Origin of the sequence: Aidingimonas lacisalsi (assembly GCF_008079445.1) — a bacterium.
Taxonomy (GTDB): Bacteria; Pseudomonadota; Gammaproteobacteria; order Pseudomonadales; family Halomonadaceae; genus Aidingimonas; species Aidingimonas lacisalsi.
Genome location: NZ_VRYH01000001.1, coordinates 65,903 through 90,641, shown reverse-complemented (window position 1 = coordinate 90,641; position 24,739 = coordinate 65,903). Strand labels below are relative to the sequence as shown.

General features: G+C 59.6%; 24 protein-coding genes. 15 read left to right on the top strand and 9 right to left on the bottom strand.

Going from position 1 to position 24,739, the window contains the following annotated elements; genetic code table 11:
- Position 1: 1 nt before the first annotated feature.
- From FVV99_RS00405 to FVV99_RS00395, 3 genes are all read left to right on the top strand, one after another.
- Positions 2-1,495 (top strand): tripartite tricarboxylate transporter permease, encoded by a 1,494-nt coding sequence (locus tag FVV99_RS00405; RefSeq protein WP_148252034.1) that lies wholly within the window; start codon positions 2-4, stop codon positions 1,493-1,495.
- A 70-nt stretch (positions 1,496-1,565) separates the two neighbouring features.
- Positions 1,566-2,903, top strand: coding sequence for a deoxyguanosinetriphosphate triphosphohydrolase (locus tag FVV99_RS00400; protein ID WP_148252033.1), 1,338 nt, complete (start codon positions 1,566-1,568; stop codon positions 2,901-2,903).
- A 3-nt stretch (positions 2,904-2,906) separates the two neighbouring features.
- A complete protein-coding gene (locus FVV99_RS00395) occupies positions 2,907-3,665 on the top strand; it encodes a ribonuclease T2 family protein (protein ID WP_148252032.1) in 759 nt (252 codons plus the stop codon).
- Between the two features lie 9 nt (positions 3,666-3,674).
- Here the strand turns inward: FVV99_RS00395 and FVV99_RS00390 are convergent, their stop codons facing one another.
- A complete protein-coding gene (locus FVV99_RS00390; RefSeq protein WP_148252031.1) occupies positions 3,675-4,589 on the bottom strand; it encodes a nuclease-related domain-containing protein in 915 nt (304 codons plus the stop codon).
- 105 nt (positions 4,590-4,694) lie between these two features.
- On the opposite strand from FVV99_RS00390, the gene FVV99_RS00385 reads away from it, so the two are divergent.
- Positions 4,695-5,591, top strand: a complete 897-nt coding sequence (locus FVV99_RS00385) for an NAD-dependent protein deacetylase (protein WP_148252030.1) — start codon at positions 4,695-4,697, stop codon at positions 5,589-5,591.
- On the opposite strand, the gene FVV99_RS00380 is transcribed toward FVV99_RS00385, so the two are convergent.
- From FVV99_RS00380 to FVV99_RS00365, 4 genes are all read right to left on the bottom strand, one after another.
- Positions 5,563-6,561 (bottom strand): aldo/keto reductase, encoded by a 999-nt coding sequence (locus FVV99_RS00380; RefSeq protein ID WP_148252029.1) that lies wholly within the window; start codon positions 6,559-6,561, stop codon positions 5,563-5,565. The two genes, FVV99_RS00385 and FVV99_RS00380, sit on opposite strands and share 29 nt — an antisense overlap.
- A gap of 78 nt (positions 6,562-6,639) precedes the next feature.
- Positions 6,640-7,068, bottom strand: a complete 429-nt coding sequence (locus tag FVV99_RS00375) for a YbaY family lipoprotein (RefSeq protein ID WP_161598937.1) — start codon at positions 7,066-7,068, stop codon at positions 6,640-6,642.
- Between the two features lie 25 nt (positions 7,069-7,093).
- Positions 7,094-7,468 carry a translation initiation factor Sui1 gene (locus FVV99_RS00370; protein ID WP_148252027.1) on the bottom strand — a complete coding sequence of 125 codons (375 nt, stop codon included), beginning with the start codon at positions 7,466-7,468 and terminating at the stop codon, positions 7,094-7,096.
- 75 nt (positions 7,469-7,543) lie between these two features.
- Complete coding sequence (locus FVV99_RS00365) at positions 7,544-8,221, bottom strand: HAD family hydrolase (protein WP_148252026.1); 678 nt, start codon at positions 8,219-8,221, stop codon at positions 7,544-7,546.
- Positions 8,222-8,512: 291 nt separating this feature from the next.
- Here FVV99_RS00365 and FVV99_RS00360 point away from each other — a divergent pair, with 291 nt between their 5' ends.
- From FVV99_RS00360 to uxuA, 8 genes are all read left to right on the top strand, one after another.
- Entirely contained in the window at positions 8,513-9,250 is a 738-nt protein-coding gene (locus tag FVV99_RS00360) for a GntR family transcriptional regulator (RefSeq protein WP_148252025.1), read from the top strand.
- Positions 9,241-10,452 carry a D-mannonate dehydratase ManD gene (gene manD, locus FVV99_RS00355; RefSeq protein ID WP_148252024.1) on the top strand — a complete coding sequence of 404 codons (1,212 nt, stop codon included), beginning with the start codon at positions 9,241-9,243 and terminating at the stop codon, positions 10,450-10,452. The genes FVV99_RS00360 and manD overlap by 10 nt, the downstream gene beginning before the upstream one ends.
- A 15-nt stretch (positions 10,453-10,467) precedes the next feature.
- The gene (locus FVV99_RS00350) at positions 10,468-11,490 is read left to right on the top strand and encodes a Zn-dependent oxidoreductase (RefSeq protein WP_148252023.1); all 1,023 of its coding nucleotides are present in this window, start codon (positions 10,468-10,470) and stop codon (positions 11,488-11,490) included.
- 69 nt (positions 11,491-11,559) lie between these two features.
- Positions 11,560-12,528, top strand: a complete 969-nt coding sequence (locus tag FVV99_RS00345) for a TRAP transporter substrate-binding protein (protein ID WP_148252022.1) — start codon at positions 11,560-11,562, stop codon at positions 12,526-12,528.
- Between the two features lie 78 nt (positions 12,529-12,606).
- Positions 12,607-13,224, top strand: coding sequence for a TRAP transporter small permease (locus FVV99_RS00340; RefSeq protein WP_148252021.1), 618 nt, complete (start codon positions 12,607-12,609; stop codon positions 13,222-13,224).
- A complete protein-coding gene (locus FVV99_RS00335; protein WP_148252020.1) occupies positions 13,224-14,504 on the top strand; it encodes a TRAP transporter large permease in 1,281 nt (426 codons plus the stop codon). Before FVV99_RS00340 ends, FVV99_RS00335 begins: the two co-directional genes overlap by 1 nt.
- A 4-nt stretch (positions 14,505-14,508) precedes the next feature.
- Entirely contained in the window at positions 14,509-16,005 is a 1,497-nt protein-coding gene (locus tag FVV99_RS00330) for a mannitol dehydrogenase family protein (protein WP_148252019.1), read from the top strand.
- Between the two features lie 10 nt (positions 16,006-16,015).
- Positions 16,016-17,209, top strand: a complete 1,194-nt coding sequence (gene uxuA / locus FVV99_RS00325) for a mannonate dehydratase (protein WP_148252018.1) — start codon at positions 16,016-16,018, stop codon at positions 17,207-17,209.
- Between the two features lie 24 nt (positions 17,210-17,233).
- Here the strand turns inward: uxuA and FVV99_RS00320 are convergent, their stop codons facing one another.
- Positions 17,234-18,448 (bottom strand): ROK family protein, encoded by a 1,215-nt coding sequence (locus FVV99_RS00320; RefSeq protein WP_148252017.1) that lies wholly within the window; start codon positions 18,446-18,448, stop codon positions 17,234-17,236.
- 326 nt (positions 18,449-18,774) lie between these two features.
- Here FVV99_RS00320 and FVV99_RS00315 point away from each other — a divergent pair, with 326 nt between their 5' ends.
- The 3 genes from FVV99_RS00315 (at position 18,775) to FVV99_RS00305 (ending at position 21,986) form a co-directional block, all read left to right on the top strand.
- Positions 18,775-19,512, top strand: a complete 738-nt coding sequence (locus FVV99_RS00315; RefSeq protein WP_148252016.1) for an SDR family NAD(P)-dependent oxidoreductase — start codon at positions 18,775-18,777, stop codon at positions 19,510-19,512.
- A gap of 69 nt (positions 19,513-19,581) precedes the next feature.
- On the top strand, positions 19,582-20,988 hold the full coding sequence (locus FVV99_RS00310) for a sugar porter family MFS transporter (protein ID WP_148252015.1): 1,407 nt from the start codon (positions 19,582-19,584) through the stop codon (positions 20,986-20,988).
- 107 nt (positions 20,989-21,095) lie between these two features.
- Positions 21,096-21,986, top strand: a complete 891-nt coding sequence (locus FVV99_RS00305; protein WP_236645246.1) for an SMP-30/gluconolactonase/LRE family protein — start codon at positions 21,096-21,098, stop codon at positions 21,984-21,986.
- A gap of 6 nt (positions 21,987-21,992) precedes the next feature.
- On the opposite strand, the gene FVV99_RS00300 is transcribed toward FVV99_RS00305, so the two are convergent.
- From FVV99_RS00300 to FVV99_RS00290, 3 genes are all read right to left on the bottom strand, one after another.
- Positions 21,993-22,670 carry an HAD family hydrolase gene (locus tag FVV99_RS00300; RefSeq protein ID WP_148252014.1) on the bottom strand — a complete coding sequence of 226 codons (678 nt, stop codon included), beginning with the start codon at positions 22,668-22,670 and terminating at the stop codon, positions 21,993-21,995.
- A gap of 78 nt (positions 22,671-22,748) precedes the next feature.
- Positions 22,749-24,056, bottom strand: coding sequence for a TRAP transporter large permease (locus FVV99_RS00295; RefSeq protein WP_148252013.1), 1,308 nt, complete (start codon positions 24,054-24,056; stop codon positions 22,749-22,751).
- Positions 24,056-24,655 (bottom strand): TRAP transporter small permease, encoded by a 600-nt coding sequence (locus tag FVV99_RS00290; protein ID WP_148252012.1) that lies wholly within the window; start codon positions 24,653-24,655, stop codon positions 24,056-24,058. The genes FVV99_RS00295 and FVV99_RS00290 overlap by 1 nt, the downstream gene beginning before the upstream one ends.
- Between the last annotated feature and the right edge of the window lie 84 nt (positions 24,656-24,739).

Sequence of the window (24,739 nt, the reverse complement as noted above, 5' to 3'; positions counted from 1 at the left end):
TATGGATACGCTCGCCTTTCTTGCACAAGGGTTCGCTGTGGCTGTCGAGCCCCAGCACCTCTTCCTGGCGTTGGTCGGATGTGCGCTTGGCACACTGATCGGTTCTCTTCCGGGGTTAGGGCCGGTCAATGGTGTGGCGCTGATGATCCCATTGACGTTCAATTTTGGTCTCGCCCCGACAGCGGCACTGATTCTGCTGGTCAGTATCTATTATGGCTGTATGTACGGGGGCCGAATCAGTTCCATTCTACTCAATATTCCTGGTGACGAGCCGGCCATGATGACGACCCTGGACGGCCATCCCATGGCGCGCCAGGGGCTCGGCGGTAAAGCGTTGGGACTCTCCGGTGTGGCGTCATTCGTTGGCGCTACCGTGGCGACCATCGGCTTGACGCTATTTGCGCCGTTGCTGGTGGGTGTCGCGATTCAATTCGGTCCCGCAGAGTATTTCGCACTGTTCATGCTGGCTTTCGCCACTATCGGCGGCGTGACCAGCGGCAGCCTGTCGAAAAGCTTCATCGCGGCGTGTTTGGGGCTGCTGCTCGGCACCGTCGGGCTGGATTCCGTGAGCAGCGTGCCTCGCTACACCTTCGGCTGGTTCGAGATCTACGATGGCATCGACTTCATCGTGGCACTGGTCGGTCTGTTTGCCATTTCCGAGTGCCTGCTTTTCCTCGAGGATACTCGCCACAGCGACAAGCCGACGCTGAAGCTCGGCTCGGCACTGCCAGGCATGCGCAGTGCCTGGCAGTGCCGGTCGACCATCACGCGCAGCTCGTTCATCGGTTTCATCGCGGGTGTCCTGCCAGGCGCGGGAGCGGCGTTGGGCAGTTTCCTCTCCTATACCCTGGAAAAGCGCTGGTTGGGCCGTCATGGCAAATTCGGCCAAGGTGACCCACGCGGTGTGGCTGCGCCTGAGGCAGGCAACAATGCCGCTGCCGGAGGCGCGTTGATCCCTATGCTGTCATTGGGCATACCGGGCAGTGGAACCACGGCGATTCTGTTGGCCATGCTGTTGTCCATGAATATCACGCCCGGCCCCTTGCTGTTCGAGGATCAGCCGGAGATGGTCTGGGGGTTGGTGGCGGCCTTGTTCATCGGCAACGTGATGCTGTTGTTGCTCAATATTCCGTTGGTGGGACTCTTTGCCCGCGTGCTGCGGGCACCAGGCTGGTTTCTGATGCCGATGGTCGTGATGGTGGCCTTTGTCGGTATCTACTCGTTGAGCAACAGTGCATTCGACCTGTACATGATGCTGGCGTTCGGTGTGCTCGGCTACATACTCAGGAAGCTCGAAATTCCTACGGTACCCGTAGTGCTCGGCCTGTTGCTGGGTGGCCAGATGGAATACAACTTGCGTCGGGCGATGTCGATATCCAGTGGTGATTGGGACATTCTCTGGAGCAGTGGGATTTCCGTGGGGATCTATGCGTTCGCTGCGACCTTGATCGTGGCTGGTCTGCTGTTCAACTGGCTGGTCAAGCAGTCGCGCTGATCCGGGACAGCGACTGATAGCCATGGCCGTCCTCGGGGTGCCAGAATGGGGGCTCAAGGAGAGAAAGCCAATGACCCATATGCACTGGGAGCGGCTACTGGCGCCGACCCGGCTTAACGACAAGCCCCGCGGTTCGCGTGAAGAAGTTGGTCGCAGCCCGTTTCACAAGGATCATGACCGGATCGTGTTCGCCGGCTCGTTCCGTCGCCTGGGGCGCAAGACTCAGGTACATCCCCTGACTGACAACGATCATATTCATACCCGCCTTACGCACTCACTCGAAGTCGGGTGTGTCGGTCGTTCGCTGGGCATGATCGTTGGCGAAGAACTCAGTCACCGTTTGCCTTCCTGGATTACCCCGGCCGACTTGGGCGTGATCGTTCAAGCGGCCTGCCTGGCCCACGATATTGGCAACCCTCCATTTGGTCATGCCGGTGAGTATGCGATTCGTGACTGGTTCAAGCGGGCTGAACAAGAGACCGGGGGACTGCTCGATGACCTGACCGATACCGAGTGTGCCGACTTGCTGACGTATGAAGGGAATGCTCAGGGATTCCGGATCGTCACGCAGATCGAGTACAACCAGTTCAAGGGTGGCATGCGATTGACCGGGGCTACCCTGGGCACGCTGCTCAAATACCCTTGGACGGTAGAGCATGGGGGGACGGCCGGGAAGTTCGGCAGTTATCAGTCGGAAAAGCACTTGCTGGCCGAGGTGGCCAAACGGCTCGGCCTCAGGCCGCGTGGCGACTGGGTATGGTGCCGCCATCCATTGGCCTGGCTGGTCGAGGCGGCTGATGATATCTGTTATGCCTTGCTTGACCTGGAAGATGGCCTGGAAATGGATATCCTGCGTTTCGAGGAAGTCGCTGAAGTTTTGATCCATATCGCGGGCGGCGTGCCGTTGGAATACGAGGCGATGAAACGCGATGGCGTTTCGCAACGGCGGCAGATTGCGGCACTGCGTGGCGCCGCCATGGAGCGGGCGGTTACGGATGTCGCGGACGTGTTCGTACAGCATGAGCAGGAGTTGCTCAACGGTGCGTTGGAGACCGATCTGCTGGAACTGTGCCATCCCGATCTTGGCTGGGGGGTCGGTGCGGCCAAGCGTTTGGCCCGCGAGCGCATCTTTCAGAACGAGCGCAAGGCCAAGCTTGAAATTGGCGCCTACACGACGCTTGGTATCCTGCTCGAGGCATTCATCGGTGCCGCTCATGAACTGCATTTCACTGGTCAGTCCACATTCAAGCATCAGCGCGTACTGGCCCTGATTGGCGAGAATACACCACGCCCTTCCTGGAGCCTCTATGACAGTTATCGGCGTATGCTCGATTTCATCGGTGGCATGACCGACCACTTCGCCGTGGATCTGGCTCAGGAGATGGGGGGGCGTCTCAAGGGGGATTGAGCGATGCGTCTTGTCGCGGTGGGGGCATGGATCCTGACAGGGGGATGTCTGGCGTTTGCTGCCTTGGGGGATGACTCCGTCGCGCATGACCCGGCGGCATTCGATCACTACACCCTGGCGTTGACCTGGCACCCGGGATTTTGCGCCACGCAGTCACGACCACCGGATGAATGTCGGGATGTCGAAGCTTCGAAGCAACAAGGATTCGTGCTGCATGGGTTATGGCCGTCGCTGCCAAAGCGCTTTGCGGAACGTGGCATCGACCGTGAACGCTGGTGGCGTGACGGCTGTTTCATCGACGATGACCGTCTTGGCGGTGGTTTCTGCGCCCATCCCGAACCGTCCCTGCCAGCCCCTCTTGCCGATGACGTGGCGGATGTCATGCCGGGACAGGCGAGCTGTCTGGACCACTATCAGTATGCCAAGCATGCTGCCTGCCTGGCGCTGCCTGAAACCGACTACTTCGCGCTGTCGGTCGATCTGCTTGAACGTGTCAATGCGAGCGCTTTCGTCGATTTCGTGGTGATCAACCGGGGTGGCGAGGTCGCGATCGATGAGTTGATGACGGCGTTCGAGGCGGCCTTCGGTGAAGGGACTCGCCAAGCGCTACACCTGGCCTGTCGTGGCCGGGGCAACCGTATACTGAGCGAAGTGCGCATCGGCATCGAGGCCGAGCGGATCGAGGCCTTTCCGGCCCCTGATAGCCTGGCACCACAACCCCCCGGCGAGTGTTCGCCGCGCATCCGGATCGAATCCCTGTAAGGTCATGCATCAGACCGACGGGTTCTGCAGATGGCGAAGCTCATCGACGATGGCGGCACGCTTCATCAGGGCATGAATGACATCATCGTGATCCTGGTCGGTCATCTCTCCAAGCGTCATTTTGCGCAATTCTTCCGCGAGGTGATCTCCACTAACCACCAACAGGTCCTCGGGACCGTTGCGGGTATCGATGACCCAGCCGGGTAGGGCGAGTACGCCATGGACGGGAACGCGACTGTTGCCCTCGCGCGCTAGCCACTGGCGAAGCCATTGGACGGCCTGGCGGGTCTTGCGTAAAGGCCGGCGTTCTTTCCACCCTGGAAAGCGCAAGTGTTCGTGCTCCACTGTCACGTGGCTGCGCTCCTGACCGGTGGCATCGAGCGGACGAGTCCGGGCCCGAGTCTCGACGACGAAGACGCCGTGCGGTGTGACAGCGACATGATCGATCGTGTAAGTGTCGGCCGGGATGTCGTGGAAGATGACGTAGGGATGCGTGTCGGGCCGAATCAGCCGTTCGAGTTCCTGTCCAACGGCAAGTTCGCAGGCGAGCCCCAGTTTGAGGCGTCGAATTCGTTGGAAATCGCGGATCAGCAGAAAACAGAAAAGCAGCGCCAAGACAGTGGTCAGTACACCGTAGAACCCCCATTCGATCCAATCCTGTTCGCTGGCAAACAACATGCGGCCCATGCCGTAGACTAGTGGTGCCAGGATGAGGATGGGACCCAGGGCCCCGTTGAGAAACAGCCCGGCGAAGGCTCGATCCAGACGGTCTCTCAATGCTTGTCCTGGCTCGCGGAGTTGATGGGCGTCGAATGGCGAACGTACCCGTGCATCGTGTAGATTACGTAGTGCGATCACGATGACGGCCATGGCTCCCAAGGGGAGCAGGAAAATCAGCGGTAACAGGTATTCCAGCCAAGCCATCGTGGTGTTCCTTGCCCGTCGAGTGATGGTGAGCCTACATTCTAGCCAAGCAAGCCCTTGCAGGGCCATTATTCAAGCCAACAGGTATCCGCCGGGACATTGACCATGTCGCAACCTGAATTACCGCCCCCTACCTCAGAACGCGATGGCTTGGTCGCATTCGTTGAACGCTATCCTCGCCTGGCGGTCGTTACCGGAGCGGGCGTGAGCACCGAGAGTGGCATCCCCGACTACCGTGACGATCACGGCGACTGGAAACGCTCGCCTCCCATGTCGCATCAGGCGTTCATGGCCAGTCATGCGGCACGCCAGAGGTATTGGGCGCGGGCCTTGATCGGCTTCCGTGCATTGCAGGAGGCACGTCCCGGGCAGGCTCACCACGCCTTGGCGCGTCTGGAGAGGTTGGGATATGTCGAGACACTGATCACCCAGAATGTCGATGGCCTGCATCAGCGCGCCGGTTCCCGACGGGTGATCGACCTGCACGGCCGTGCCGATGTCGTACGCTGCATGAGTTGCGGTGCGCGGCGGATGCGTCATGATCTGCATGCGGAACTGGCCGACAGCAACCCTCGCTGGATGGAGGCGCAAGCTCAAGCCGGCCCCGATGGCGATGCCGATCTGGAAGCGGATTTTTCGAGCTTTCAGGTTCCCGATTGTACGCGCTGTCGTGGCGGCATCTGGAAGCCCGACGTCGTGTTCTTTGGCGATAACGTGCCACGTACCCTGGTCGCTACCGCCTACCAGTCGCTGGTTTCGGCCGAGGCGCTGCTGGTGGTGGGGTCGTCATTGATGGTGTTTTCCGGGTATCGTTTTGCGCGTGCCTGCGCCCAGGCCGACAAGCCAATCGCTTGTCTCAACCTGGGGCGCACGCGGGCTGATGATCTCTATCGGCTCAAGGTCGAAACCACGGCCGGAGCGGGTTTGACGGCGGTGGTTACGGCACTCGAACGCAATGCCCGTGCCGCGAATATCAGCCTTCCCGACTCGGCGGTGCCATGAATTCCGGGCCGACAGGGTCGCTGACATGGCGCGTGACGATGGCATCGATGTCGTCCAGATCGGTCGGGGACAGATGCCAGCCGTCGATGGCGTCGACCGGTGCTACCTGGTCCGGACGCCGGGCGCCCCATAAGGCGATGCCTTGTTGGGGGTGACGGTCGAGCAACCAACGTACGGCTAATGCCAGCATGGATTTGTCGTGGCGCTCGCGGGCGAACGTCTCCAGTGCCTGGACCGCTTTCAGGTATTGGCTGAATCGCGGCTGCTGAAACTTGGGGTCGACGTTGCGAAGGTCGTCGCCTGTGAAGGTGGTGTCGGCCCGCATCTTGCCAGTCAACAAGCCTCGGCACAGGGCGCCATAGGTCAGCATTGCCAGCCCTTCGCGCTGCGCATAGGGCGCAATGTCCTTCTCTATCTCGCGCTCGAACAGGTTGTAGGGAGGCTGAATGCAATGCAGAGGGGCCGCTTGCCGGAAAGCCTCGCACTGTGCGGGCGAAAAGTTGCTGACGCCGATCGCACGGATCTTGCCGTCACGGTAAAGCCGGTTCATGGCAGTGGCGGTTTCCTCGACCGGCACCAGAGGGTCCGGCCAGTGGATCTGATAGATATCGATGTAGTCGGTCTGCAAGCGTTTCAGCGAGTCGTGAACCTCTTGTTCGATTCGCTGTGGCGTTGCATTGCGCATGATCGACTCATCGTCGCTCCACTCCAGGGCGACCTTGGTGGCGAGTACCACATCCTCGCGCCGGCCTTGTTCGGCGATGGCCTGACCGACGATGCTCTCGGAGTGACCGAAACCATAGGCGGGCGCGGTATCGATCAGGTTGATGCCTCGGTCCAGGGCCGCATGGATGGTACGTATGCCTGCGGCATCATCGGTGCCGCCCCACTTCCAGCCACCCAGCGCCCAGGTGCCTAGACCGATGCGCGAGGTCTGGATGCCGCTATCGGCAATCTTGAGAGTCTCCATACCGTTCCCTTCCTGTCAGCGTGAAAATGAGCACGACCGAGTCGGCGCCAGGAGGCGAGGATCGATGGCGATCCTCGCTCACTCTCCCGCCGCCGACTGACGTGGTAACGGGACCAGCTCGATGATGGGGTCAGCTGTCTCGCTTTCCCCCGCAAACACCGGGACCGGCTCGTCTTCGGCGTGGGTCAGTCGGCCGCCCTGACGCAGTTCGGCGCGCACGACATAGTTGCGGTCACTGTCGATGGCGTTGGCGTCATAGCGCAATGTGGCGGTATAAGGACTGTTACCGGGGCGTTCCATGCGGCTTTCGGCCACGGTGCTGGGCTCGTTTTCGCTGGTGTCATCGAGGCTGACGCGTAATACCGCATCGTCACTCGCCTCGATCGGTGTGTCGGGCGTCACCTGGACGCTCAATGTCTCGAATTGCGGGCCGCCAGCGCAACCGATGAGACCAGTCACTAGCCACAATGACAGTAGTAGAGTGGCATGGCGGAAAAGGCGTCGCATAGCGCTCTCCTGTCGCGAGTCGGTGTCAGCCGCCAGCCAGCTTGACGGTAAAACCACGATTTGCCAACTCCTGCTTGAGGGTGTCGCGTTGGTCTCCCTGCATCTCGATGACGCCATCCTTGATCGCACCACCGACGCCACAACGTTTCTTGAGTGTCTTGGCGAGGGCTTTCAATTCGTCGTGGGGCAAGGGGACACCTTCGATGGTCGTCACACCCTTGCCTTTGCGACCACTGGTTTGTCGGCGGATACGAACAACGCCGTCCAGCGACGCGAGACGGTCCTGCTCGGCACGCTCGGCACATTCGCAGGCGTCGGTCGGTTGACGACAGTTGGGACAGAGCTGCCCTTCGTCGGTGGAGTAGACCAGCCCACGTAACTGGTCCTGAAGTGATGGCATGGAGGCTCCTGACTCATGGCATGACACGCTGCATGATAGCGTGTCATGCGTCATGACTCATCCCAGCGGATACGCTCAGGTCGTGATCGCTTCCTGGCGCGTCAGATGTGCCACGACGGTAGGTAGCTGGTGCATGTTGCTGATGGGAATGGCGCCATCCGGCGTTTCTTCGGCGTCGGGATAGCGGTTGAGGTGAATGACGGTCATGCCGGCCGCCAGAGCGGCTTTCACACCTACGATGGAGTCGTCGATGGCAATGCAGTCCTCGGCGTCGACACCCATCATCTGGGCTGCATACAGAAACAGGCAAGGATCCGGTTTCCAGCAGTTGGCGGTATAGCCGCTATATAGCCGTTCGCCGAAATAGTGGCTGAGTCCGGTGGTTTCCAGACCGATGCGAATTTTGGCTTCCGGACCGTTGGACACGACGGCGCGCGGGTAGTTGGCGAGACCGTCGAGAGCTTCGATGACCCCGGGCAAGGGGACGAGTTCGGAGGACATGCGCTTGGACAGGTTACTGCGCATCTCGCTCTCGGTATGCTTCAGTCGGTCGGGATCGACCATGCCGTGGCGTTGTTGCAGTTCGGTGACGATATTCTTGAAACGCGCGCCCCGAAACTCCGTGATGTAGTCGTCCGGCGTGAAAGGCAAGCCGAGTGTGTTGAGGCTGGCAGCCATTTCAGAGGCCAGTAAGGGTTCGCTATCGACCAATGTACCGTCGCAATCGAACAGCAGGCATCGTGGAGTAGTCATCAACAAGCCTCGCAGTGCTGTCTGGGGCGCATTCATCCCTTCCTACGTTCTCTCTTCCCTATCTTGATAGATATCGGCACCTCTCGACCACAATTAAAGACCAATTTTCATTTTTTTTGAACAGTGTTCCTTAACTTTTCGCTCACGCAACCTGTCGGCTGAGCTTTTCCCGAAGGCACGACCAAAGTTGTACCATCAGGCGATTGTCTTTTATTGCCATACTACCATACTAGTCATATCAGAAAGCGATGAGGCCACCAGGACCTCACCACGGTGAATAAGAGGGAAGCCATGAACGCTGTCTTGCAGGCCTTGTGGCAGGACACGGCCGATGAAGGGCCGGTGCGGCAACGGCTCTACCAGGTATTGCGCCAGTCGATCATTCGCATGGTGCTGGCGCCTGGGCGAGCGTTGTCGGAGAAAGAGCTGGCCGATGCGTTGTCCATCAGTCGCCAACCGGTGCGTGAAGCATTTATCCGGCTCTCGGAAGCCGGTCTGGTCGAGGTGCGTCCCCAGCGCGGCACTTACGTGGTGCGGATATCTCAACGTGCCGTGCTGGAGGCAAGGTTCGTGCGCGAAGCGATCGAGGTTGCTGTCGCCAGAACGGCCGCGGTCGAGGGGATGGAGCCAAGGGCTCACGATGAGCTCCATGAGTTGATCGAGCGTCAGCGTCGTTGCATCGATCCGGAAGATTTCGACCGTTTTTTCCTGTTGGACGAAGCGTTTCATCGCGCATTGGCGCTGGGCGTTGCCCAGCAGGCCGCGTGGAAAGTCACCGAAGAGGTCAAGGCGCAACTCGATCGAGTGCGTTACTTGAGCGTTCCCGATAGCACACCGATTCGCAAGCTGATCGAGCAGCATGCCGCGATCGTCAATGCCATTGATCAGCGTGATGGCGACGCTGCCGAGGCGGCCATGCGATTGCATCAGCGAGAAATTCTGCAGTCGTTGCCGGAACTGGTACGGCGCTTTCCCGACATGTTCGAGGCATCGGCTCAATCCGACCAGAGAGCGGTTTCATGCAAATAGAGACAGCCTACGTCATCGTGACGGCACCCGGGCGCAATTTCGTTACGCTCAAGATCGTGACTGATCAGGGGGTGTACGGTATCGGCGATGCAACGCTCAATGGGCGAGAGCAGGCCGTAGTCGCCTATCTCGAGGAACACGTCGTTCCCGCCTTGATCGGCCGTGATCCCCAGCGGATCGAAGATATCTGGCATTACCTCTATCGCGGTGCCTACTGGCGTCGTGGGCCGGTGACCATGAGCGCCATCGCAGCGGTGGACATGGCCTTGTGGGATATCAAGGCCAAGGTGGCCGGTATGCCACTATACCAACTCCTGGGCGGCAAGAGCCGCGAACGGGTAATGGTCTACGGCCATGCCACGGGGCGGGATATCGACGCATGTCTGGAGGAAGTCGCTCGCCACGTCGATGAAGGGTATCGCGCCGTCCGCGTGCAGGCGGGAGTGCCGGGTATCGCTAGTATCTACGGTGTCGCCAAGCGTGCCGGTGAGCGTTACGAACCTGCCGATTCCGACGTGCCGGCCGAGCATGTCTGGAGCACTGCCAAGTATCTGAATCATGTGCCCAAGTTGTTTGCTGCCGTGCGAGAGCGGTTCGGTGACGATCTGCATATATTGCATGACGTGCATCATCGTCTGACGCCAATCGAGGCAGCGCGGCTGGGGAAAGAAGTGGAGCCCTATCATCTGTTCTGGCTGGAGGACTGCGTGCCCGCCGAGAACCAGGAAGGTTTTCGGTTGATTCGGCAGCACACGACCACGCCACTGGCTGTCGGTGAGGTGTTCAACAGCCTGTATGACGCCAAGGAGTTGATCGAGAACCAGTGGATCGACTATATCCGGGCGTCTCTGACGCATGCCGGCGGGATTACCCATATGCGCCGCCTGGCCGACCTGGCCGGTCTTTACCATGTTCGAACCGGGTTTCATGGCCCGACGGATCTGTCGCCAGTGTGCCTGGGCGCAGCCATCCATTTCGATACGTGGGTGCCAAATTTCGGTGTTCAAGAGTACATGCCGCATGACGATGCCACCGATGCGGTCTTTCCTCACGATTATCGCTTCGAAGCGGGGCACTTTCTGGTCGGTGAGACGCCGGGGCACGGCGTCGACATCGATGAGTCGCTTGCTGCCCGTTATCCCTATCAACGCGCCAGTCTGCCGGTCAATCGCCTGGAAGACGGCACATTGTGGCACTGGTAACGAGGTGAATGATTGATGAAAGCGTTTCAGGTAAGTGCTCCGCACGATTACGCCATCACCGATATCGATTTTCCCAGCGCGGCGCCCGGCGAGGTGTTGGTACGGGTCGCCTATGCCGGAATCTGTGGCTCGGACATGCATATCATCCATGGTGACAATGCCTTCGTGCGCTTCCCGCGTATCACTGGCCATGAATTTGCCGGCGTCATCGAGGCGGTCGGCGAGGGTGTCGACGGCCACGCTATCGGGGACCGAGTGTGCGTCGATCCGGTGGTGAGTTGTGGGGCGTGCTATCCCTGTCGGATCGGCCGCCCCAATGTTTGCACCAACATGGAGGTGGTGGGCGTTCATCGCAATGGGGGGTTCGAGGAGCTCGTCAATGTACCGGCTGCCAATGCCCATCGTTTGCCGGACAGCCTGGGGCTGGATGCGGCGGCACTGGTGGAGCCCTACACGATTGCGGCCAACGTGCTGGATCGTATGCAACCGCTACCCGGTGATCGCCTGCTGATCTTCGGTGCCGGAGTGATCGGGCTGACCGTCCTGCAGATGGCCCGGGCTCTGGGGATCGAGGACATTACGGTAACGGATGTGCTCGAACCGCGCTTGGCCACGGCACAGGCGCTGGGCGCCACGCGGACTCTGGATGGGCAGCGTCAGGATATCGAGGCGGAGGTCGCATCGCTCACCGAGGGCGAAGGCATGCCGTTGATTGCCGATGCTGCCTGTGTTCCTGCGCTGTTGCCGCAAATGCTGCGCATCGCTTCAGCGGCGGGTCGGGTCGGTTTGCTCGGGTTCAACCCGACACCCAGCGATCTGGTCCAGTTGGAAGTGATCAAGAAGGAGCTGACCCTGGTCGGCTCACGGTTGAACAACCGTAAGTTTCCGGAGGTGATCGAACGTATGGCCGCGGGCCGTCTCGATACGCAAGGGCTGGTCAGCCATCGCATGGCTCTGGCGGATATGCCTGCGGCGATCGAGATGCTCGATCATCATCCCGAACGGGCCCGCAAGGTGCTGATTGACATCGGTGCCTGATGGGCTGAATTCATCCACAACTGCACGAATGCCAACAACCCATAATCACTCAGTGCTAGGAGAAACGCCATGATCAAACCGATGATAACCAGTGCCGTGCTTGGGGTCGCTCTATTCGGCGCTCAAGCTGCGACGGCGGCAGACTACACCCTGAAGTTCGGCCATCTGGCCAACGAAGAAAACATCTGGCACCAGGCGGCGGAACATTTCAAATCGAAGGTCGAGGAGAACTCGGACGGCCGGATCGAAGTCGAGTTGTACCCCAATGAGCAGCTTGGCGACGAAATGGATGTCATCGACAGCATCCAGCTCGGTAATGCCGATATGACGATCACGGGGGAAAGCCTGCAGAACTGGGCACCGAAAGCCGCCATGATGGCCGTGCCTTACGCTTTCCGGGATTCCGAGCATCTGCATGAGGCGGTGGAAGGCGAGATCGGTGAGGAGATCGAAGCACAGATCACCGAGCGAGCCAACCTGGTACCGTTGGCCTGGTTCGAACGGGGACCGCGCCATCTGACCTCCAACCGCAAGATCGAGCATCCCGGTGATCTCGATGGCCTCAAACTGCGTGTGCCCAACGTACCGCTGTTCGTGGATACCTGGGAAAGTCTGGGGGCCCGACCGACGCCGATGGCGTTCAGCGAGGTCTTTACCGCGTTGCAGCAAGGCACCATCGATGCGCAGGAGAATCCTCTTAGTCTGATCGAGAGTGCCAGTTTCGATGAGGTCCAGGACTATGTGAACCGGACCGGCCACGTACGCAGCTGGATCTATGTCGTGATCGGCAAGAATCAGCTTGATCAGATGCCGGAGGAGCTGCAGGAAGTCATCTTCAATGCGGCGGAAGACATGCAGGAGTACGAAGCAGAGCTGTTTGAGGAAGACCAGCAGCGCCTCGAGGCAGCGTTGGAGGAAAGTGGTATGGAATTCGTGGAGGTGGATCGGGAAGCCTTTGCCGAACAGGCCCGTTCCGCTGTCGAAGCGTCGTTGAATGACGAGCAGATGGAACTGTTCGAAGCCATTCAGGACCTTTGATGTCCCGACCGGGCGGATAGTCGATCTATCCGCCCCTTGATCGCCCTTGAACGGGGCAGCGCTTCATGAGGAGTGTGTATGGTTTCCCTCCGACATAACGGCTCGGACCGCCTGGAGACAGCCGTCGATACGCCTGACAAGCAGGTCATTGAGGAACTGGACGTGCTGGCATCGGTGCCCAGGTTGGGCGGCCTGCCCGGCCGTGTCGTCGGTTGGTTCGACAGTCTGTTCGCCTGTCTGGCGACACTGGCACTGGTCGGGATTGCCGGCACAGTGCTGTTGCAGATTGCGGGGCGTCTGGCATTGCCGTTTTCCATCTCCTGGACCGAAGAACTGTCGCGGTACCTTTTCATCTACATGGTCGCGCTATCGGCCGGTCTGGTGATTCGTCACCAGCGCAATGTCAATGTCGAGTTATTCCATCGACAACTGGGGCCACGCTCCAGAGCGGGATATCAGGCGCTCATGTGTCTGCTGATGGGAGGTTTCGCGGCGATCACTCTGCCTTATGCCTGGCTCTATGCGGAGAACGGCGTCTGGCAAACGTCCCCGACGTTACACGTACCCATGATCTATATCTTTTTCTCTACCGTGGTGCTGTTCGGTTTGGTGGTATTTTACAGCGTCATTGGCTTTATCGAGGGCGTGGTTGCGATGCTACGAGTTCCCTCTCGCGTCGATGAGGAGACGTCTTGATGGAAATGTTGCTGCTGTTCGGCGTCTTCCTGGTTCTGTTGCTGGCAGGCATTCCCATTGCCTTCTCGCTGGGCATCGCTTCGATGAGCTTCCTGCTGTTCGACGGGACGTCGCTAACGGTGGTGCCCCAACGGATGTATGCCGGTATCGATACCTTCGTGCTGCTGTGCATTCCCGGCTTCATACTGGCCGGCAATCTGATGAACGTCGGCAATATCACCGAACATATCGTGCGCTTTTCCAATGCTGTCGTCGGCCACATCCGTGGTGGGCTGGGCTTGGCCAATGTCGGTGGGTCCATGATCTTCGGCGGCATTTCCGGCACGGCGGTGGCGGATGCGGCCAGTATCGGCTCGGTCATGATCCCCGGGATGTCGAAGGCTGGCTATGACAAACCCTTTTCAGCCGCTGTGACGGCAGCATCGTCGACGATCGGTCCCATCATTCCCCCGAGCGTTCCCATGATCATTGCCGGTTCTCTGACCGGGGTATCGGTGGGCCGAATGTTCCTGGCCGGTGCCGTCCCAGGGTTGTTACTGGGCTTGGCGATGATGATTACCGTCTACCTATTGGCGGTACGTCGTGGCTACCCCAAGGAGGAGCGTCCGACCCTTCGCCATCTGCTGCGCGAGGGACGCACGGCGTTCTGGGCGTTGATGATGACGGCCATTATTCTCTACGGCATCATCGGCGGCTTATTCACGCCTACAGAGGCATCCATTGTCGCCAGTCTTTACGCCTTGGTGGTGGGCATGTATGTCTACAAGGGCCTTAGCTGGCGCAAACTGCCGTCGATATTGTTCGATACCGTGCTGACGTCGTCGGCGCTATTGCTGCTGGTCGGTTTGGCCAACCTGTTCGGCTGGATCATGACCACGCAGCAAGTCCCCCAAATGCTGGCCGATGTCATCTTGACGATCAGTGACAATCCCATCGTGGTGATCCTGATACTCAATCTGATCCTGTTGTTCGTCGGGACCTTCATGGAGACCATCGCTGCCCTGATCATCCTGTTTCCGGCCTTGATGGGCGTGGCGACAGGCGTCGGAATGGATCCTGTACATTTCGCGGTGATGGCGGTTCTCAACCTGATGATCGGTCTGACGACGCCGCCCGTCGGGGTGTGTCTGTTCGTGGTGGCCGGGATCGGTAATCTGCCGATGCTCAAGGTGGCTCGAGCCATTGTTCCTTTCTTGATTTGCAATCTGGCCGTATTGCTACTGGTCTCTTATGTACCGACCCTTTCATTGTGGTTGCCGAATCTGATCCTGGGAGAGTGAATGCATGGTGAATGAGAATGAGCCGGCGCCGGCTGATGCCAGGTACCTGCCGGCGGCGACTCCCTCGGGGCGTATCGGGATCGTGCATTTGGGGCTGGGTGCCTTTCATCGTGCCCATCAAGCGGTGTATCTGGAGCGTCATCGTCAGCGTACCCAAGAGAGTGACTGGGGCGTGTGCAGTGCCAACTTGCGCGGTAATGTGGCGCTGGTCGACCGGCTGCGCGATGCCGGCCATCGCTATCATGTCGCCGAATATGCCGACAGCGTGAATGTGACGGTGCGGGAGATCGGTGTCATCGAAGAGGCACTGTTCACGGGCTGCGACTCCCAGGGACTCTGGGGGCGTGACCTGGAAACGTTGCTGACCCGGATGACCTTGGAATCCGTGCGTATCGTTACGTTGACGGTCACCGAGAAAGGCTACTTCCTGAGCCCGGCCGAGGGCAGTTTGCTGTGCGACGATCCACGGATCACCGCCGATATCGAGGCGCCGACGACACCACGTACCGCGCCGGGGATTCTGGTCGAAGCGCTGGTGCGTCGACGTGCAGCCGGCTTGCCACCTTTCACTGTCCTGAGCTGCGATAACATGCCTGATAACGGTCAGCGCACACGGGCTGCCGTTATCCAGTTGGCAGCTTTCCGCGATGCGGAGCTGGCGGATTGGATCGATCGCGAGGTCGCGTTTCCCTGCAGCATGGTCGATCGGATCGTGCCGGCGATGACTGCGGCCGATTTTGAGCGGTTGGCTGCGTTAGGCACCGCGGATGCCAATGCCGTAGTGGGCGAAGCGTTTGCCCAATGGGTCATCGAGGACGACTTCCCGCAAGGGCGCCCGGCCTGGGAGGGGGACGGCGTGGAAATGGTCGATGACGTGGCGCCATTCGAGACCATGAAACTACGCATGCTCAATGGCAGTCATTCCTTGCTGGCCTATCTGGGAGCCCTCGATGGTATCGAGACGGTCTTCGATGCCGTCAGTCGTGAGGCACTGGTCGCATTGCTGCGGCAATACATGCTTGAGGAGGCTGCGCCGACACTCGCCATGCCGTCGAATACCGACCTGACGGTGTACGCTGAGTCCTTGCTTGCCCGATTTGCCAACGACAGCCTGCGTCACCGCCTGCAGCAGATTGCCATGGACGGCTCGCAGAAATTGCCGCAACGTTGGTGTCATGGCGCTTTGGCGCGCCTCGAAGCGGGAGCCGACGTACCCTGTACTGCCTTGGGCGTAGCGGCCTGGATTCGTTATACCGCTGGTCAGGACCTGCATGGCACTGCCTATCATGTGGACGATCCGCTTGCAGCGACGTTTGCCACGCTGCATGAGCGACATGGTGACTCCGTCGAACGTCTGGTCGAGGCCTTTCTGGCAGTGGATGCGGTGTTTCCGTCGGCCTTGGCACGGTGGCCAGGTTTTTCCCAGGCGGTAACGACGGCCTATCACACCTTGACGGCAGCGGGGCTGGCGACGGCCCTGGCACGCATTCCGTCGTCCTAGGAGAGCTTGCATGGAACACACATGGCGCTGGTTCGGCCCCAATGATCCGATTCGCCTCGCCGAAATCCGGCAGACCGGAGCGACCGGTATCGTGACCGCGCTGCATGACATTCCCAATGGGGATGTCTGGCCCATCGAGGCGATCGAGGAACGCAAGGGGCTCATCGAGGCGAGTGGCCTCACCTGGTCAGTCGTCGAAAGCGTGCCGGTGCACGAAGACATCAAGAAACGCAGTGGTGACTGCGCAACCTATATTGCCAACTATCAGCAGACGCTTCGCCACCTGGCAGCCTGCGGTATCGACACTGTCTGCTACAACTTCATGCCGGTACTCGACTGGACGCGCACGGACCTTGCCTATGCGCTGCCTGCGGGGGAACTGGCCTTGCGTTTCGATCAAACGGCCTTTGCCGCTGTCGATCTCTACCTGCTCAAGCGTCCCGGTGCCGTGCACGAGTACGATGATTCCGAGCAAGCGGAGGCGCGGCGTTACCTGGATGGTCTCGACGAGCTCGCACGCCAGCGATTGATCAACAATATCATTGCCGGTCTGCCCGGTGCCGAGGAGCACTACACCTTGGCACGGTTCCGTGACGTGTTGGCGGGGTATGAGGGGATCGACACCGAACGCTTGCGTGACCACTTACGCATGTTTCTGGAAGCGATCGTGCCGGTAGCCGAGGACGTTGGCATTCGTCTGGCCATCCATCCCGATGACCCGCCTCGTCCGCTGTTCGGCCTCCCTCGCGTGGTGTCGTCAGCGGCTGATGCTCAATGGCTGCTGGATGCCGTCCCCAGCCCGGCTAACGGGCTGACATTCTGTACCGGTTCCTACGGGGTCAGCGCAGCGAACGAGCTGGTCGACATGGCCAGACGGTTCGGCCCGCATATTCATTTTGCTCACCTGCGTTCGACACAACGTGAGACACCGGATCCGCGCTCCTTCCATGAAGCCGCTCACCTGGCAGGTGATGTCGATATGGTCGGCGTGATTCAAGCGCTGGTCGCCGAGGAGCGGCGGCGCGAGCGGCAAGGTGGATCGCGCCTGCCGCTGCGTCCCGATCATGGCCACCATATCCTCGATGACCAGCATCGTGACACGGCGCCCGGCTACCCGCTCTATGGCCGCCTGAAGGGGTTGGCCGAACTGCACGGTGTCGAAGCGGCCGTGCGACAGCTGGGGGCTGACACGGCAATATCGTAGGCCGTATGCATGTCTGGAGCCGAATCAGAGTGATGCTCGATTGACGGCATCCGGATCATGAATCGCGTGAGCCAGTACCTGGGCCGCCGCGCCGCGAGCGGCGATGAAGGTGCTGTCTTCGATGATGCGCAATGGAATATGCTGCGATATGCCCAGCAAACGATTCTGGCTGGCTTCGAAGTAGGACAGTGCCGGCTCCAGGAGTGCCGGGCCGAGTCGGGTCAGTGAGCCGCCGAGCACGATCTCGGAGGGGTTCTGGGTATGGTGCAGATTGAGCAGCAGGGTGCCGAGCGCCTGTCCCGCCCGTTTGAGCGTGCGTTGCACTTCATCGTCGTGAAGTCGTGACGCCAACGCCTCATACAAGTCGTCTTCTTCGGCAATGCCCAGGGCCGCCCGAATCGTCCAGCCGCTGACGAGCGTTTCGGCACAGCCACGGTTGCCGCAATGGCAGTAGAGGCCACCGGGTTGCAGGATGGTGTGGCCGATCTCTCCGGCCAGTCCCTGCACTCCTCGTGTGACGACGGGCCAGGGGTTGCCTTCGACCAGACCGCTGCCAATCCCCGTTCCTGCGCTGACGTACAGTAGCGAGTCGGGAATGTCACCGGTTCGGAAATAGAGTTCACCGAAGGCGGCGGCCTTGGCCTCGTTATCCATCAGCCAGATGCCTTCTGGTGCCGGCAAGTACTGCTGTAGCAGGTCAAGGAAAGGGACATCCCGCCAGCCGAGGTTGGGAGCCAGACGCAGGACGGTTTGCCCGGGGGCGATCGGTCCCGGGACCGCGATACCCAAGCCCAGACAGTGGCGTTCGGCGACAGCGGGCCCCGCCAGCAATGTCTGCAGGCATTCTGCCAAGTGTCGTGCCGTGATTTCCGGCGTGGTGGGCGGCAAATGCTCATGATGTTGATCCAGAATGTCGCCGTTCAGTGAGCAGGCCACCATCCGCAGACCGTGAACGCCAACTTCGGCGCCAATCAGCGCATAGTGCTCATCATTGAGGTAGAGCGCGCGGCCCGGGCGGCCACCGCTACTTTTCTTGAGATCGCCTTCCGTCAACCATTTCCTCGCGAGTAACGACTGGACGCCGGTTCCGACCGTGGCTTTGGTCAAACGGGCGTGCGTTGCGATGTCGGCACGCGTCATCCCGGGGGAGCGACGCACCATCTCCAGGATGGCGCTGCGGTTGAGGCGTTTGAGGAAGCCGAGATTGCCGGCGTTGTGCTGGTTGGTGGAAGTTGGCATCGAGGTGTGCTTGGTCCTGCTTGTTGGCGGAGGTCGAGACGGCTGTGAATGTGTCTGCCAGGAAATCGTTGCGTGAAAATTATGACACCCCCGGTCGATGGAATCGACCGGAAGCGGGCATGGCAATGCAGCCAGTGAATCGAGATAGACGGGGTGGGTTAGTTCTGTTAATTAACCAAGCCGCTCTCTCCTTGGGAGTTCCCCTGCTGTTTGGGGTTGTCGTCAACACGTGGCATGAGTGTGATACCTAAGTTGTATGGTCATGTGCCGGGATAATGTTCAACACTGCCACTTAGTAAATTTATTGTACTAAGTGGAGGGGCATCATGAGTTCGGCGATCTATCCGAGTCTGGCAGACAAGCGGGTCGTGATTACCGGTGGAGGCTCGGGTATCGGTGCCGGCCTGGTGGAGGCGTTCGTCAAGCAGGGAGCCGAGGTGCACTTCATCGATGTGCTCCAGGATGACGCCCAAGCATTGGTCGATCGGCTGGATGGAAAACCGATCTTCCATGAGTGCGATCTGACGGATCTGAATGCCCTGGCTGAGGTCTTTCGGCAGCTCGGTGATGTCAACGTCCTGGTCAACAACGCGGCCAACGACGACCGTCATGCCCTGGGCGATATCACGCCCGACTACTGGGAGGATCGGTTAGCCGTCAATCTTCGGCATGTCCTTTTCGCGACCCAGGCAGTCGCTCCCGGGATGAAGGCGTTGGGAGGCGGGGCAGTGATCAACTTCGGGTCCATCAGTTGGCATCTCGGCTTGGAAAACCTGGTCCTCTATGAAACGTCCAAGGCCGGCATCGAAGGGATGACGCGGGCACTGGCACGTGAACTGGGTGAAGACAACATTCGCGTGAATTGTGTCGTGCCCGGCAATGTGAAAACTCCCCGCCAATCCAAGTGGTACAGCCCGGAAGGTGAGGCGGACATCGTTGCCTCTCAAGCACTGAAGACGCGTATTCACCCTCATCATGTGGCGGGGATGGTGCTGTTCCTGGCGTCCGATGACGGTGCTGTCTGTACCGGACACAACTATTGGGTGGATGCAGGCTGGGGGTGACTCCGGCCCGTCTCGATCGAACGTTCAATCACGACAACGAAGAATAACGCCAACCATGGAGAGTGAAGTATGCCTGAGGGTGCCAAGCTCAAACAGTCGACGTATGTCTTTATCATTTGCTGCATTGCCGCTATCGGCGGCTTTCTTTTCGGCTTCGACAGTGGCGTGATCAACGGTACGGTGGATGGCCTGCAGGAATCGTTCAACTCCGACAGTGCGGGGACCGGCTTCAATGTGGCGTCGATGCTGTTGGGATGTGCGGTAGGCGCCTTTTTCGCCGGGAGACTGGCGGATCGGTTCGGCCGCCGTACGCTGTTGATCGTGGCCGCCGTTTTCTTTCTGGTCAGTGCCTGGGGGTCAGGCGTCGCCGGAGGGTCGTTGGAGTTCGTCGTCTACCGTATTCTGGGTGGCATGGCGGTGGGTGCTGCCAGTGTCATGGCGCCTGCCTACATCAGTGAAGCGGCACCGGCGGCCTATCGTGGACGCCTGGCGACGATTCAGCAGGTGGCGATCATTTCCGGATTGTTCATTGCGTTTCTGAGCAACTATGTGCTGGCCAACATCGCCGGGTCATCGATGACGCAGCTGTGGCTCGATTTCGCCGCCTGGCGCTGGATGTTCTGGGTCGAAATCTTGCCGGCCGGGCTCTTTCTGTTGGCCTTGCTGTTCATTCCGGAAAGCCCACGCTTTCTGATCAGTCAAGGTAAGGAAGACAAGGCGCGACATGTCCTGAGCCTGCTGCTCCCCGAGGAGGAGGTCGGCACCAAACTGGCGGAGATCAAGACCTCGCTGGCCCGCGATCATCAGCCGAGTCTGCGCGATGTCATCGACAAAGCGACCGGCAAGGTTCACGGCATCGTCTGGGTGGGGATCGGCTTGGCCGTGTTCCAGCAACTGGTCGGTATCAATGTGGTGTTCTACTACGGTGCCGTGTTGTGGCAAGCCGTCGGTTTCTCCGAAGGAGATGCGCTTCTGATCAATGTGATCAGTGGTGCCGTCAGTATCGCGGCCTGCCTGATCGCCATTTCGCTGATCGATAAGATCGGTCGCAAGCCGTTGCTATGGGCGGGGTCGGTAGGCATGGCGTTGACGCTGCTCACCATGGCATTGTCTTTCTCCACGGCCAGCATGGTCGATGGGGCACCACAACTGTCGAGTGGTATGGGGGTCACGGCGTTACTCGCGGCGAATGCTTATGTCCTGTTCTTCAATGTGTCCTGGGGGCCGGTCATGTGGGTCATGCTGGGCGAGATGTTCCCGAACCAGATGCGTGGCTCGGGCTTGGCGATCTCGGGGCTATTCCAGTGGCTGGCGAATTTCGGTATCACCATGACATTCCCGATCATGTTGACCTCCATTGGTTTGGCTGGTGCCTACGGTATCTATGCCGTGTTTGCGGTGTTGTCGATCGGTTTCGTCATCAAGTGCGTCAAGGAAACCAACGGCAAGGAACTTGAAGAAATGGCCTATGGGTAGGCCGGTTCCGGGCATGGGCGATCCCCAGGGACTGGTCCGGTCGGGATCGCATGCGCGATAATCACCGCATCCCGCTTGGGGGTAATGATAATCGACCTGGGAGATCGATGATGGTGGAAGGTGGCTTCGAGGTAGCGATCAGGTTGCCAATGAGTCTGGGCGAGAGTCCGGTTTGGTCAGCGCAGTCTCAGACACTCTATTGGGTGGATATCAACCGCGGTCATATCTACGCCTGGCAGCCGGCCAGCGGTGAGCCACCTGATCGGTTCGACCTCGAAGAGAAGGTCGGTTGCGTTGCACTTTGCGAAGACGGTTTGCTGGCGGCCCAGGCGTCGGGGGTCGAGCGGCTGACGTTTCCTCTGGGCTCCCGACGAGTGCGGCTGGCTGACAATCCGGAGTGGCGTGCCGGTGGTGGAAATCGTTTCAATGATGGTCGCTGCGATCCGTCCGGTCGGTTCTGGGTCGGTACTCTGGCTGCCGATGAAGCGACGCCGTCTGCCGCGTTGTACTGCCTGACGGACGGTGAGCTGACCCAACGTCGGTCAGCAATCACGATTGCCAATGGTCTGGCGTTCAGTCCTGATCGACAGTGGCTCTATCATGCCGATTCGCCGACACGGCGGATCATGCGCTACCCCTTCGACGTATCAACAGGGACGATGGGGGACGCGGAGGTTTGGGTAGACCTGGATCGGCACGATTTACCGGGGGTACCCGATGGGGCCGCCGTCGATAGCGACGGGAACTATTGGTGTGCCTTGTATGGCGGCTCCCAGATCGTCAAGTTTGCCGCGGATGGTCGCTGGTTGGAGAGCCATGCCTTGCCTTGCCCTGATCCGACCATGGTAGCGTTCGGCGGAGCGGACTTGCGCACGCTGTATGTGACGACGGCCACGCAACATCTCGACGATACCGGACTCGAGCGTTACCCATTGGCTGGTAGCTTGTTCTCCATGCCGGTCACTACACCAGGTCTCCCAGAGCCTGTCGTCGCTTGATCCGGGTTAGGCGGATGTCGGCATTTGCCGGGCGAGTCGCTCGATGACGCCTGGCAATTCGCGGGCATGCGTGATGGCGATGGCACCTTCCGGTGTCGTTTCCTCGTCGGGAAAGTGGTTGAGATGGATGACATTCATGCCGGCTTCGAGTCCAGCCGCGACGCCCACGGCGGCATCATCGATGACGACACAGCGTTCGTAGGGATACCCCATTGCGTCGGCAGCGATGCGAAACAGCTCAGGATCGGGCTTCCAGACGCCTAGACTATAGGCGCTGAACAGCTTATCCCGGAAGTGGACGTCCAGGCCGGTACTTTCCATCGCACAACGGATCTTGTGTTCGGGGCCGTTGGAGACGATAGCTCGGGGATAGGCACCTAGCGCTTCCAATGCCATGGGCATGCCATCGATGGCTTTCAGCTCTGCCCGCATGCGTGCGTCCATGTGAGCCCGCATGTCTGCTTCCAGGCGTTGCTGCTGTTCCTCCTCCAGTCTTCCGTGGATTTGTTCCAGTGTCACCACGATATCCAGGAAACGCACGCCACGAAATTCGCTCATATACCGTGACGCAGTGAAGGGTAGGCCGTAGCGGGGCAGGATGTCCGCCATGACTTGTGCGAGAAGGATTTCGCTATCGACCAGGGTGCCGTCGGAATCGAAGAGCAGGCACAGTGATGATGTCATGGGGACCTCTTGGCTGAAATAGGAGGAGCGAGTGATAACGCCGGTTCAGCATAACAGGAACCGGCGTATTGGTTGAATTCAGACGAAGTCCGGAACCAGCAAGCGTGGTATGGCCAGGACCAGTTGCGGGTAAACGATCAGCAGCAGTATGACACCCAGCATGACTGCCAAGTACAGCAGCGTGGTGCCCATGGCTTTCAGTAGCGGAATGCCGCCGATCTTGGCCGAGATCATCAAGCAAAGGCCGTAAGGTGGCGTGATCAAGCCGAGCCCGAGAGCCATGACGCCGATGACGCCGAACTGGACCGGATGGATACCGGCTTGCATCGCCAATGGCTGGAAGATCGGTGCCATGATGGCCATGGCGGGCAGCGAATCCATGAATGTGCCGATGATCAGCATCACGACGGTCATGATGAGTAGGAGTACGATCGGATCGCTGATATTGACGCCGGCCATTAGCTTGGGGGGAATCTGATAGAAGCTGATCAGATAGCCGAATATGGCGGCGCCTATCAGGCTGAACAGCGATAGCGAGCAGAGCCTAACGGTGGCCGTCGACGCCTCCAGGACATCGCCGAATTTGAGTTCACGGTAGACGATGAAGCCCAAGGCTAGTGCATAGAGTACGGCAATCATGGCCGCTTCGGTCGGGGTGACGATACCCAGCGTAATACCGCCGATGATCACGACCGGGATACCCGCTGCCATCAGGCCGTCCTTGCCGGAATGCATCAACTCCCTGAACGATGCTCGCTTGCGGACGGGAACCTGGTAACGGCGCACATACCCCAGATTCAGGATCAACTGCGCTACACCGATCATGATCCCGGGAAGGATGCCGCCCAGGAACAGCCCCGCGATGGAGGTATTGGTCAGTGCTCCCCAGACGATCATGTTGATAGACGGGGGAATGATGATCCCCATTACCGATGAGGCTGCGGTGACCGCGACGGCGAAGTTGGTGGGGTACCCTTCGCGTTTCATGGCGGGAATCAGTACGGTACCGACGCCGGCGCTGTCGGCCGTGGATGATCCCGAGACACCGGCGAACAGCATGCTGACCATGACATTGACGTGTGCCAGGGCGCCCTTGAAGTGCCCGACCAGCAGCATGCACAGCGTGATCAGACGGTCGGTAATGCGCGCCGCGTTCATCAGGTTGCCAGCTAGCAGAAACAGTGGCACCGCGAGCAGGACGAACGAGTCCATACCGTTGTACATGCGCTGGAACAGTACCCAGATGGTGAGCCTTGGATCGAGTAGAATGATGCTGAATGCCGTCAGAATCAGTGACATGGCGATCGGTACGCCGACGATGATCAGCACGCCTAGCAGGCCGAACAATAGCCAGGGAAGTAGAAACATCCAGTCCGATGGCATCATCAGTGACGACCTCCTCGCTCTGATACCGGGTTGTGATCAAGCGGTGACTTATCGCTACCATCGACGTCGAGGGAGTCGATTTCATTCGGTGTGTTGAGCGCACGCTCCATGTGATCGATACCGTGCAGGCAGGTATGCAATAAGCGTTGGAGGCTGAACGAGAGCATGAACATGCCACTGACCGTAAAGGCGGAGTAGACGTAAATCATTGATAGGCCGGACGCGGTGGCATTACGGCGCAGGCCTGACATGGCGAACTCTTGACCATACACCACGAAAATCAGGCCAATCGCCAAGCAGGCCAAGTCACGAATGAGTCGCGTGGCCAGATCGGCACGAGATCCGTGGGGAAACGCTTCAAGCACGAAATGGTCGGCATGCAGCACCCCTACCGCTGCACCGAGCATGACCATCCACTGGAAGGCAAAGCGGCTGAACTCTTCGGTCCAGTACAGTGGCGGCATGAAAGGCAGGTTACGGCTGATGACCTGATAGATGATCATCAGCGTGAATCCGAATACCAGAGCCAGCAGGACAACGTGGAGCGCCTTTTCCAGCATTCGATTGAGTGTGGCCAGGCCATGAAGCAGTCGATGCATGGCTGTTACCTATCGATAACGGTGAGAAGAGACACGAAGGTGGCGAGTTCGATGCCCCGGCGGTCATACCGGCCAGGGCATCGT